The organism is Microbulbifer maximicatervae (SeqCode), from assembly GCF_052467955.1.
On the sequence record NZ_CP174329.1, the window covers coordinates 3,600,830 to 3,612,970 of the forward strand.

Here is a 12,141-nt window from a genome sequence, read left to right on the forward strand (position 1 = left end):
TTTGAGTCGACTATGTCCCTATAACTTAGATTCGAACCAAAGTTACATCACAATGTGCATAGTTCACTATGCTATTAGCGGTAGAACCAATCAGGGAGCTCAAACCTTTCTTGGAGTGAGTTCCCAGAACTATCAGATCCACCTTCCTTTTTTCAGCTTCCTTACAGATAACCTCATAAGGCTTTCCCACTTTAAGGGCCCGATTTCTCTTGCTAACCCCAAAGTCTTCCGTAATCTCCTCAAACTTCGGAATTGCACTCTCTTTCAGCTCTTTTTGATAATCCTTGGGCAGGAAGCTATAAGGGAGTACATTCAAAACTACTAGCTTGCTATCAAATTTCTTAGATAATTCTACCGCTTTAGACAACACATACCTCCCTTCTTGAGACGCTTCTATAGCGCAAAGGATAGTATTGTACATATTCCCCTCCAGTATATTTGGCTAATAACAACTGAATTTATCGAGCACCGATTCCACCACAGCTTAAATGAAAAGAGTTCGAAGCACAAAGAGGAAAAATTAAAAAATCAACCTAATACCACCTGTCATCTATCCAACCCGAACGGACTAAAGCCTCGATTACGGCACAACTCTCAAACAACCATAGGAGGCCAGAAGTTATCATTTTCTTGACTAAACTTCCTGCAAGTTCTAAAAAAATTAAAGACCGAGAAGATATAAGCAACAAACGGATAGGACACATCTGCGTCGCAAGCAAAAATTTATTACTATACGATGGACACCTTTATCCACGCAGATGATATCAATAGAAGAACTTTCAACTTCAGAAAAATGTATACCTAATAACATCTCATTTACAGCCCTAGCTCTCTTCTATTTTGGCACAAACCTATCTCACAAAGAATCCATTACCAGAAGACATCAATTACAGGGCTTTCTGTTATTTTCAAACTGTCAACTCATCGCTTTCAACAAGTCTCGCCCCTAGAGCTGATTGTATAACTTAAGGAAACTATGACATTACATTCCCAGCCCTGCACCCAAACAAAGCTTCATTTCAGAAGCCAATTGTTTCTCCAACAGGATTTGCATTACAAAGCGCCGTATCACTCAAAGGCCGAAAGAAACCTGATATGAAAGCCTCATGTGTAACGGCTATAACTCTTTGTAAACTGTCTCCGACTTAATTTGACATACTAGAAAGTAAAAGGGTTCTTTTAGTCTGCAGAATGGAAGTAGCAAAGATTCAACAAGGTAATTACAAATATCCCTATGGACTAGAAGACACTCCCAAATCCCCTCTTAACTGTTTATGCGCGCAGTAATATTGGCTTACTTAAGTAGCTTGGCATTGCAATAATTGGATCCATAGATACGACAAAAATGGAATTAGACCAAAAAATAGCCAGCCATATTACTGCTAGAAACAATGTTATCGTCAGTGGGCTAACTCTAGGAATTGACACAGCAGCCCGTAGGGAACGCTAGCTTCTAAAGGTGGAACAATTACAGTCTCACCTACGGATTGCATATAGAAAACCCAATACCGAATTATCGACTAGCAATGAAAGTATCAGAAAGTGGGGGCCTGTAGGTACCAGAGCACACCACCCAACAGCTCTTTTCTGTAAGCCAGAATAGATTGCAGCTAGGCCTTTCCCAACCCTCTCTAATTATTGAACCTGAAGCTTCGGAAGGCTCAATGAAGTATGTAGATTTTTGCCTCCAGGCTAAACACAAACTCTTTGTATACTACTTTTGCCCATTAAAGATCGATATCACCGTCTCCTAGAACCTTAAAAAGCCAATAAAGCACTGACTTTTTAAGGCTGAAATTATCAAGTTAACACTAACTTCATTATTCTTTTACAAGAAAATTTTTGTACTCGGCAATTCTGACCCGCATCGAGAAAAATTACCGTTCCCCAGCACTCTCAAGTAGTTGATAAACTCGCCCAGGGAAATCACCAATAATCCCATCTACGCCTAGGGATATACTGCGCTCAATGTCATCTATATCGTTAACTGTCCAGAGGTCGACGGCCACGCCTTTACTCTGAAAAAAGTGAACATAGGGCTTAGTCGTAATACTGTATGGCAGTTGGGCAACTTCAAAGTCCGGCTTGAAAGCCCATCCAAAGCCCGAACTCCAGGCTAGACTGGCCTCTATAAGTTCACCGATTGTTGCGCTTGTTCTAACCTCTCCCCCACTGATATCACGAAAATGTCCCATGGCTTTACTGTGCTGGCTCGCCACAGTAACTTGCCGCTCCATTCTGTAGTCAACAATTACTTGCCACAGTATTTCTGATAAGACCTTATCATTTGGTTTAATTTCAATATTAAATATGGCATTAGGGTAGCTCTCAAATAGCTCATTTAATGTTAAGAGGACGAGCCCTTGGTTTCGGAATGGGTAACTGTCGCCATTATCTAGGGTAAACTCATGCCCAGCATCCAATGCTTTTATTTCTACCAAAGTCAAATCTTCTATTTTATCCGAGACACCTACATTTTTTTTAAGATCTGCATCGTGATTGATAATAATGAACTGATCTTTTGACAAATGTATGTCCAACTCTAGAGTATCAGCCCCCTGCTCCAATGCCATATCAAAAGCCAGAATGGTGCTTTGAGGATACTCACCAGAAGCTCCTCTGTGAGCAAGGATATCAATAGCCAAAACCTTATTATAAGCCATCATTGATAAAACCAGACAAGTAACGATCTTGAGCGCGTTGTTCATTTAGAAGTTTCCTATGTTTTAAGAGAAGAACTATTGCTCAGACACAAACAAAAGCCAATCCAAAATAGATACTACAGAGAAATAGTATTAAGCATACTATTTCCCTCACATACAAAGCACGAATTGACTCATTCAACCTATTTAAACTATATAAGAGATACAAAAGTAACTCTTACAGCCTTCAAGGCTCTTTTTGTTCACGTATACCCAACCAAAGAATCAACCATTAAAGTACTTAAACCTGATTGATAACCCACTCTAAATGCACCCATCTATTTTAAGCAATATCGTACATTAAAATATTAAGTACTAATGCACAAATCTAGAAAATATCGCCACCAAATTCATTAACTAAACAAAGCCTCCATTATCAATTAAGGACATGTCGATCAAGCTTCTGAGTTGGAAATTCTATCCTTTAAGCTAAAAAAAACATTTAGATCAAGCCAGGAAGGTTAAGAGCGGTTGAGAGGACCTGAAAATCCTCCCCCTTCATCTATTAAGGCAAGCAAAATAAAAATATATCGAACAATATAAAGCCTAGAACAATTTAGACCTATTATTCTTGCGCAAACATGTTGCAGATCACGACAAAAACTCTCCTCAAAATGCAAATGCATGTACTGGTTAAGCTTCTATACATAAACAAAAGGGTTAAATTAGAGTGCATGGTTAGTATGTAGGTTTTATAAAAGATAAAACATACTTCTAGCCGAGAAATTAGCCAACCGCGCTTCGGCGTATTTAGCCGACAGCAGCTACCCAAGGCTACCGACTCGGAGCCCAGATTTATAAGTTTGGAGAATCCCATGGAAAGATACGCATTATTTACCGGTACTTATAACCTACTTATGGGTGGAATAAAGGACTTCAAGCGATCATTTCACAATGAGGAGGACGCCTATAAAGAGATAGAACAAATTGCTAAAACTGACCCATTTACTCACTGGGCACAGATATTCGACAAGAGAACTGATAAGGCAAGAATTTTTAATATTATCGATGAAAATGTGATTGAGAATAAAATCAATGATTACCCAAAGCAATCTGCTAAATCAATGGTGAAGGCTGTAACTGAGTTTTGTTAAATAGTATTCAGCCAGCTTGTGAGCCCGCGTAAAGCAGGCTCGCAAACCTTCGCATATATATTATGCACTATCGAATAACAGATACCTATGTGGCTACTCAGTAAATAAAGAGATTTTTACTTTCCAACAATGCCTGGGCACTATCAACCCTACGGGTATCAATTACCAATAGCAGCAAGTATAAAGAAGAAATTACTCCGTTCTTAAAGCTACTTATATGCTTCTGAAGGGTAGCTTCGACACAAGAGTATCCCAACCTACAAAAATTTATAGCGCTAGTAGTCAAATTATGCAGGCCATAGGTGTATCTCTGCGAAACGGAAATTCCATAAAAAAACCACTTAAATGAACTAGCTCAATCTTAATCTGAAACACCCTATGAAAAGGAGGTGTTTAGCGGTTTAGCTGCAAGAACCTAGACCTAAAACCAAAGATAAGCCCGATGATCCATACTAATAATCGCATTATCAAACAAAAAATATGAAGCTCAATCCAGTAAAAGAACTGGGCAATATATCCAAAGCTGATATGATTCAGAATGTATCGAGAGACACCTTTGAGACCGTTTCAATTCGCGACGTAGACGCCCATCTTGAGAATAATCGATGGGTATCCAACCGTAAGAACCATATTGACACAGCCATAAAAAACAGCTTTGACTTATGCCCTCCTCTAGGAGCCTACCCATCGGCAGATTCGAGTCATCAGTGAACTGCGTAAACGCAGTTCACTTGTGTGTCCTCGTGGCGTTCGAAGCATTTGGGTAAGATCAGACTAAAAGATTTCAAACTGAGATTAAAAAGCTTGGAGCTAAGATGGAGAAGAGACTCACCCTCACCGAGCCACAAGTTCAGGCCTTGGCGCGAAAGTAGTATAGGAACAGAGATTAGAAATTTCTTTCTGAAGTTGGATAACCAGCTTGCTTCCAAGCTACTCATAAAAGTCTTCATATCGTATGACAAAAGGGAGTAGGATCAGTTGAGCTTCTTCCCAGCCTCTCTCTTGACAGCAAATTCTATCTGCTACTCTTCACTGCCTACCACCGTACCCAAAAGCTCTATGATCGGCTCCAGTACACCCACCTAGCTAATATTTGAATCTTTTTAACGGGACACCGAGAAAAAAAGCTTTAATATAGATTAAGGCCCAAATTGCCACACCGAAACAGAAACGAAAAAATTCGCATAGGTAAGTTTGTAAGCCCTTAATAAACAAGGAAGAATCTGGGGTGGCCGACGGGGATCGAACCCGCGACTTCAGGAGCCCCAATCAAATGTATAACCTTATAATAATCATATAATTACAATCATCTATGTGTAATCGGTACGGCGGCTCGCACCTCTCATAAACCCCGGAATCACTCAGTCTCTCAATTTTTGCCACACTCACAAACTGTATATTTACACAGAACCTAGACTGCAATCTCTGGCAACTGATCCCGCTGAGTTATATAAGCTAGAGAGCAATGCGATTACCGCATCTTGTTGATACTTTAAGCGCCAAGGACAAGGTAACTCGTCCAAATTTCTGATTAATCTGATCGATGGCCTACATGGTCTCGTCTGATCGTATTCGCTGGCCAGCGGCAAATATATCGCCTTGCCCCAACGAGCGAGGGTAAGCTCTATCAGCCCTACCACGGCTTTCAGGAATTTATGCCCCTGCTGAAACAATTCTGAAATCACACGCCTTACCAGCTGCACTATTAGCCGTGTGTCATCCGTTGGACATGGGGCTTGTGTCATCTCAAATATCGAAAATGGAAACGGATTTGCAACGAATCCCTGCGGACTTGCTGCCATTATGGTGTGAGCTAGTAAGGGTTACTTTGGCGGAAGTGTGTGAGATTGAGAACCTATACCACTTTGCGTAGGTTCCCTTTCCATTGCTAACAGCCCGACTATATACAAAATTGCCACAGGAGTTTCGCCGACATATGCACCGAGTGATTGAGAGTAGCTACCAACTTCAGAAGGGCTTGCGATAACGTCCAAAGCAGCGCTGCGACCCTTGCTGCCTTCGCAACCTTTGTTAGTTAGGTATTTTCACTGCGCCCTACCTTACGATAGATAATTGCCATAGCAACAGTAACAACCAATGAAACTATCGCACAACCTGCATAGACTCCCGCCGCTTGTTCGTGCCAAACAACGAACCCATCCCAATATCTACCGGTTTCGTTGTATGGCATTTGATGCCACTTCCACCAAATAACTGAGAAAAATACCGTAACCAGCAAACTCAGAGCGAAGCTAATAGCGTAAAACACCTTAGTTGCCTTTAACATAAATGCACCTAACGAGGGGGTAAAAAAGCTCATCCCTCTTTTGTATTGTGCTTCTACGTGAAAAGCAGCCCACTCATCAGTGAAAGCTAAACCAGAATTCACGTAAAATCATCATTTATGGTTGATATTCGATCATATTTGAGAGGACAAATACATACATTAGTTTTTCAGCAGTCCGAAAGCCATTCGCTGTTGCGGCGTACCCTGTGAAGTTTTTGTGCAAAAATAGGAGCGTAACAACCACATAAAATCTGCACAGAGTAGGACGTCAGCCTGCCGCACTTTTTCATGCATTTCATACCTAGTCTGCTTTACGTTCTTTTCGAAACGACTCTACTCTTTTAAGAAGATCTTGCAATTTTTTATCAATACTTGGACATAGTGATTCTATGAGTTCTTTTTTCGATACATATTTTTCGACAATATATACTACTCCATCGAGGACATAGTGATGAGTTTCTGTCTCAGAATCATACTTTACGTGTTTTAGGCGCTTCATTATTTGTCTGGACCCGCGAAGACTTATCCTATTCTCTCTGGTAATAGATATTACATTGAAGTAGTCGGTTGAATTTTCTATGCCGCTTCGCTTGAAACTCTCGAATATATCTACTGACGCCCTTTTTATTCGATCACCACGTTTTATATTTAGCAATGAGTGGCCTTCACAAGTAAACCTTATCATGTGGTACTCCTCATGATCAGAAGCTAACTGTTTATCAACAACCTCTAATACTTCTAAATCCCATCCTTCCTTGAGATTTCTTATTTTTTCATGATATGGATAGCTAGATCCTCTTCTGGCTTCTCCTTCATGCTGCATTTTTCTACGCTCAGGGTTCTCCGTTCTACCTACATAGAAATATTCAGTCTCTGAAGATGCATCAAAGTACGCTTGCCTATCAGGAAACGTTTCTGTTGTGAGTACGTAGATATAGATTTTGCTCATTACTGCTCGTATATACTCTTACGGCGCATAACGAGGATGTAGAAAAACAGTTTTAGAAAAAGCTGTCACTCCTCAGGCTCCTCTAATTAAAATTTCGGGCTAAATTTAGCTATACCACCAAATTTCTTTCATTGTATTAAATTTTGGCGTCTTGACGCCCTTAATTCATCACTCAATCAGTGAATACTGCCATATCTCATCAACTTTTCAATGTTATGTACCAAGCAGAACATCTGCCATTGTCCCTGAACCTTACTTTTTCCTCGTAGCGAGAAGCGATTTAATCGCTTGTTGGTACCAATGTTCCCAAACACAGGCTCGACAACAGACATTCGATGCCCATAAATGGTCTTGCCTTCGATACTATCAACCCGCTTTTTCATCCAGTCAGTGGCTGTCCGTCCGTTTGTCCAAGTTAGGGATACTTGCCTTCCATGCCCTTTTCGAGAGTCGGCAGAATCTGGGTTTCGCATGCACTGATTTTTAAGGCTGCATTTCCTGCAGTCAGTGAGGCGCCCTTCGAACAATAGTTTTTTCTTACCTTCACTGACATGCTCTTCTTTTAACAAGAGCATGGATTTTCCTGCTGAACAGATACAGGTTTTCTTTTTCTTGTTGAATGTAAATTCACTAGCCGGGATAGTCTTTTGGACATTAGCCCTATCTTTTTGATTGCGCTTGCCATACTTGGTTTTTTGCTTTGTAAAAGCTTTATCACGTGAACGGAATTTATTGTCAGGTATGTAGGCATTGATGCCGTTCTCTCGCAGGTAGTTGTAGTTAGCATCGTTGGAGAATCCAGTATCAGCAGTAATGATGACCTGTTTGGCCAAGATGTCTTCATCTATTCCTATATTCTGATAATGGCAATTGATGCCATCGAGAATAGGTTTCAGTGTATGATGTTCCTGGCCCTCTCCAAAGGCCTGTGCTTCAACAACTATCTGATGCTTTCTATCAACTGCGGCAACACCGTTATAGCCCTGGATGGTTCCCTTGCTGGTAGTCATCTTAGATGATTCATTGTCCATGATATTACTTTTTACTTCTTTAGGGTTTTTACCTTGCCCCATCCTGGGGGAGTGATTCTTTAAGAACTGATCAATTTTATCAAAGTGTTTCTGCAGCGTATCCGCCGCTTTAGCTCTTTTTCTTTAGGTTTCCTGCCATCAAGCCTCTTGTGCTCTTTGAGGCAATGTTTGATCTTCTTGCGAATTTTTTCCTGCCTCTGTTCTAGCTCTTTAAAAGTCCCCGAATGTTCTTTGCTAGCATTGGATGGCATCTTGCATCCATCTATTGCGAAAGGTTCGTTGCCAAGCAGCCCCTGCTGATCGCAGACCAGTAACACTTGCTCAAACACCGATTCAATCGCATCAGGATAACTGCTTACGAAACTTGCAATACTAGTAAAATGCGGAACGGTATCGCATGACAGTGCTTTGAAGAGGATATTGTTCTCACATTGCCATTGAATTTCACGGCTTGAGGTAATGCCTTTTGAGTAAGCAAACAATATGATTTTCAGCAGGATAGCTGGATCATAGGCGGTTCGCCCGCCGCTATCCTTTTGATATTTTTTATGGAAGACAGAGAGGTCTATATGATCATCAATCAAATGATGAAGTGTAAATTCAAAGGTTTCAGGTTGTAGTTGTTCTTCGAAATTGATGACGACCATTGCATTTTGGTTGTAATCGTAACGTTTGAAATTGGGCATATGGATAATCTCGACATCAAGACCTCCATTTTAACAAAAAAGCTTCCTTTTAAGAGTTTTTCTACAGTCTGAACGACTACAACAGGGGCGTCCGGAGCGGAGCGTAAGCTGTCCCGCGAAGGGCCAAAGGCCCGTAGCAACCTGCTTGTACTTGGTACGCCCAGCATGGGCGTGAACTAATGGGGTGAAAGTCCCCTGTAGGAGGATCACCATTTAATGGATTCCATTAAATGCTAACTACTAGCGAATGGCAACTGCAATGCCGCGAGGTCTTGTGGGGAGGAAGCCGCTAGCAAAACTACGAGCTGACGGACAGAAACATCATATAAGGCTTAGCCTGGAGGCGAGGCGGCCAAGGACACCGAAGCCATGTGATCTAACGGGTAGAGTAAATGATGCAGTTGTGTAGTGAAAGTTCACGTTCTTATCTGGGGAGATCTGTTTAGCTTGCTCCTGTGAAGCTGTCAGCGTAGCCGCTGACTCATAAGTAGGCCCAACCCGCTAGCCACCATCGCGGGTGTAGACAAAAAATGGTGGGACACAGAAGCGCTTCGGTCAGCAATGATCAAAGTGATTAAACAGAAGTCAGCCGAGGGCATAGTAGCGAAATGCCAAGTTTAATACCTTGGACAGGGTGAAGGCCTGAACCCAAAATCCACGAGTTAAAAGACAGGGCTAGCCTACTGATATGTTGCCAGCCGGATATAAAATTGACGTAGCGCATTGCCATGACACTCAACTCAAATGAAAATCTGCTCGAAACCATCCTCAGCAAAGAAAACCTCAATGCTGCATGGAAGCACGTTCGGAGCAATAAAGGTGCCGCAGGCATTGACGGGATTACAGTCGATAACTTTGTGCAGCACTTTAAGGCAGTTGGCGATGACCTTATCGAAACCATTCGGCAAGGTCATTACCAACCGCTTCCTGTCAGGCGCGTCTACATTCGCAAGCCAGATGGTGGCCAGCGTGGTCTCGGGATACCTACGATCTTTGATCGTGTTATTCAGCAGGCTATCGCCCAAATCATCGGTCCCAGTTTCGATAAAACCTTTTCGGAGTTCAGCTATGGGTTCCGCCCAAAGCGATCACGGCATCATGCGGTGAAAAAGCTACAGAAGTATATCGAAGGCGGGAAACGAATAGCCGTAGATGTCGATTTATCTAAGCTCTTCGACCGGGTAAATCATGATTTTCTCATGAGTTTACTTGGCCAAAGAATCAGCGATAAGCGCTTACTCAAACTAATCGCAAGCTACTTGCGTGCAGGAAGTGTAGAAGATGGATGCTGGAAAGGCTGTCATGAGGGGGTACCACAAGGCGGCCCTTTATCGCCGCTGCTCTCCAGCATTGTACTCGACCTGCTCGATAAAGAGCAGGAAAAACGCCAACATGATTTTGTTCGCTATGCGGATGATTTTGTGATCGTTGTTGCTTCTAAGCGCGCGGGTGAACGGGTTATGGCGAGTATTAAACGCTTTGTTGAGCGCAAGCTTAAGCTCAAAGTTAACGACACTAAAAGCCAAGTAGTTCCTGTCAGCCGCTGTAAGTTTTTGGGATTCTCTTTTCGCGGTGCAAGGCTTGTCTGGCATGATAAGTCTCTGCTCCAATTTAAATATCGCGTCCGCCAGATCACAAGGCGATCCCATGATATTTCGATGGAAAAGAAACTGAAAGAACTTACCGTATACCTCCATGGTTGGATCAACTATTTTGGGATAGCGCAAGGCTATCAAAAATGTATCGATCTTGACTGCTGGATACGACGAAGATTGAGAATGAGCTACTGGAAAAACTGGCGTAAAGTGAGAGCGAAAGTCCGAAACTTACTGCGCGTGGGCGTGAGTGAATCACGGGCTGTCACTTGTGGATCGTCCGGTAAAAGTTACTGGCGAAATGCAAAGACGGAAGGTATTCATATTGCACTCAACAATGAGCTTTTCCAAAAGATGGGATTGGTCTCGTTACGTGATCGCGGGGTAGAAATTCATTACGGAGAGGGAACCGCCCATTGCGGACCCGCACGATGGGTGGTGTGGTAGCCGGTAGCTAGAAACTACCGGCTACCCGATTTAGCCAATCAATCTTCAAAGAAAGGCGCCCATTCTGTTTTAGAAAACTCTGATTTCAATTCATCGTAATTTTTTATCGATTCCCTCAAGGTCTTGGTATTTTGTTTTTTCAACCTCGTTTTTGGTTCTATGTGCTGAACATCCAAGAACTCAGTAATTTTTCTGAATGTACCCGAGCGGTTATTTACTAATTCTTCATAGGTGATAGACAAAAGAGGGTGGTTCTTGAAATTGTTTTCACCATTTTCCTCCCAATCTCTTGTTCTCTTAAATTCAGCTCGCAGCTCATCTTCGGTAAAGCTGACTGATACCTCTTTACTAGGAGTGCTTGAAGCTTGGTCAGATTTAATTGCCCAAACATCCTGAACTCCTGCGACCTTTCTCGAAATTAAAGTACGCAAGATATTTTCTCTCTTTAAGTGAATTACATGTAGATCATTCATTGATTTAAGTTTTTCCCATATGCCGCATGAATGATCATCCTGCGGGTGATAATAAAAAATCTTGAATCCTTTGGCCTTTATGTTAAGTGGCTGTTTAGGAAATGCCTTGGACAAAACTGTTTTGTAATTCTTTCCGTTCAATTTAGAGAATATTTCCCCATCTGCCTCAATCTGCGGATGCGAATTGAGCAACGATATGAGCAAGTTCGATCCAGTTCGTGATCTCGTAAGTACGATAAATCGCCTATAGCGACTAGATCCAATACCTTTGCGAAACTTTTCAATTATGCTCATATGATTTTCTCTTGACTTTGCCTAATATTTATGCAGGAGTCATCATGACTACTATTTCTGGCACAAATTTACGCCAATACGCCATTTTATTCCACTAAATCAATGGATTACGATCATTTGGCACTACCGGTCCATCTGGAAAAATGATCAATTTGACCACTATCCCCATTTTTAACCGATCTTTTAAGTCAATGATTTTAAAGCATTTTCCTGTATGTTTGAGCAACTCAAAAAAATAACAATCACAATGATCATAAATCCTGTGCTGACCTACCAACTCAGGCTACACATCCACCAGCACTCGCCAAACAACCCCATCATCCGCCAATCGCTTGCGCACCGTATACCCCACACTACCAAGGATAATCACCGCCTCTGAGTTGTAAGCACCTACCTCACTCACCAACAGACTCAATTCAACACGCGGTACCTGCACGCGTTCATCACTACCAAAGTCATCAATCTCCTGCTCAAAGATCACACGGCAATCAATAGGCTCACCGCCGCTACCATCATCATAGGTAGCGGCTTTGCCCCATTTGCGAAACGCGCGCTCTGCGGCTCTCTGATCTAAGTCCATGAT

The 12,141-nt window shown here is 42.0% G+C and carries 10 protein-coding genes and 1 pseudogene; 4 read left to right on the forward strand and 7 right to left on the reverse strand.

Features of this window, described 5'->3' with window-relative positions:
* Positions 1 to 25: 25 nt before the first annotated feature.
* Positions 26 to 421 carry a universal stress protein gene (locus ACJJI5_RS15455; protein WP_413662467.1) on the reverse strand — a complete coding sequence of 132 codons (396 nt, stop codon included), beginning with the start codon at positions 419 to 421 and terminating at the stop codon, positions 26 to 28.
* Positions 422 to 1,321: 900 nt separating this feature from the next.
* Between ACJJI5_RS15455 and ACJJI5_RS22365 the strand changes: the two genes are divergently transcribed.
* Entirely contained in the window at positions 1,322 to 1,450 is a 129-nt protein-coding gene (locus tag ACJJI5_RS22365; RefSeq protein ID WP_507019041.1) for a hypothetical protein, read from the forward strand.
* A gap of 427 nt (positions 1,451 to 1,877) precedes the next feature.
* Here ACJJI5_RS22365 and ACJJI5_RS15460 read toward each other — a convergent pair whose 3' ends face one another.
* A complete protein-coding gene (locus ACJJI5_RS15460) occupies positions 1,878 to 2,708 on the reverse strand; it encodes a glycerophosphodiester phosphodiesterase family protein (RefSeq protein ID WP_445354542.1) in 831 nt (276 codons plus the stop codon).
* A gap of 809 nt (positions 2,709 to 3,517) precedes the next feature.
* On the opposite strand from ACJJI5_RS15460, the gene ACJJI5_RS15465 reads away from it, so the two are divergent.
* Positions 3,518 to 3,796 (forward strand): hypothetical protein, encoded by a 279-nt coding sequence (locus ACJJI5_RS15465; RefSeq protein WP_444897731.1) that lies wholly within the window; start codon positions 3,518 to 3,520, stop codon positions 3,794 to 3,796.
* Between the two features lie 480 nt (positions 3,797 to 4,276).
* A complete protein-coding gene (locus tag ACJJI5_RS15470; RefSeq protein WP_445354543.1) occupies positions 4,277 to 4,507 on the forward strand; it encodes a hypothetical protein in 231 nt (76 codons plus the stop codon).
* A gap of 1,324 nt (positions 4,508 to 5,831) precedes the next feature.
* On the opposite strand, the gene ACJJI5_RS15475 is transcribed toward ACJJI5_RS15470, so the two are convergent.
* The 3 genes and pseudogenes from ACJJI5_RS15475 to ACJJI5_RS15485 form a co-directional block, all read right to left on the reverse strand.
* On the reverse strand, positions 5,832 to 6,083 hold the full coding sequence (locus tag ACJJI5_RS15475; RefSeq protein WP_444897732.1) for a hypothetical protein: 252 nt from the start codon (positions 6,081 to 6,083) through the stop codon (positions 5,832 to 5,834).
* Positions 6,084 to 6,384: 301 nt separating this feature from the next.
* Positions 6,385 to 7,032: a GIY-YIG nuclease family protein gene (locus tag ACJJI5_RS15480; RefSeq protein ID WP_444897733.1), complete on the reverse strand. Its 648-nt coding sequence runs from the start codon at positions 7,030 to 7,032 to the stop codon at positions 6,385 to 6,387.
* A gap of 176 nt (positions 7,033 to 7,208) precedes the next feature.
* Positions 7,209 to 8,749: pseudogene (locus tag ACJJI5_RS15485) on the reverse strand (transposase).
* Positions 8,750 to 9,477: 728 nt separating this feature from the next.
* Here ACJJI5_RS15485 and ltrA point away from each other — a divergent pair.
* Positions 9,478 to 10,791 carry a group II intron reverse transcriptase/maturase gene (gene ltrA / locus ACJJI5_RS15490; protein ID WP_445354544.1) on the forward strand — a complete coding sequence of 438 codons (1,314 nt, stop codon included), beginning with the start codon at positions 9,478 to 9,480 and terminating at the stop codon, positions 10,789 to 10,791.
* A 38-nt stretch (positions 10,792 to 10,829) separates the two neighbouring features.
* Here ltrA and ACJJI5_RS15495 read toward each other — a convergent pair whose 3' ends face one another.
* Both ACJJI5_RS15495 and ACJJI5_RS15500 read right to left on the reverse strand, forming a co-directional pair.
* Positions 10,830 to 11,558, reverse strand: a complete 729-nt coding sequence (locus tag ACJJI5_RS15495) for a Stf0 family sulfotransferase (RefSeq protein WP_444897735.1) — start codon at positions 11,556 to 11,558, stop codon at positions 10,830 to 10,832.
* Positions 11,559 to 11,841: 283 nt separating this feature from the next.
* Positions 11,842 to 12,138 carry a head-tail joining protein gene (locus tag ACJJI5_RS15500; protein WP_445354545.1) on the reverse strand — a complete coding sequence of 99 codons (297 nt, stop codon included), beginning with the start codon at positions 12,136 to 12,138 and terminating at the stop codon, positions 11,842 to 11,844.
* Positions 12,139 to 12,141: the final 3 nt, after the last annotated feature.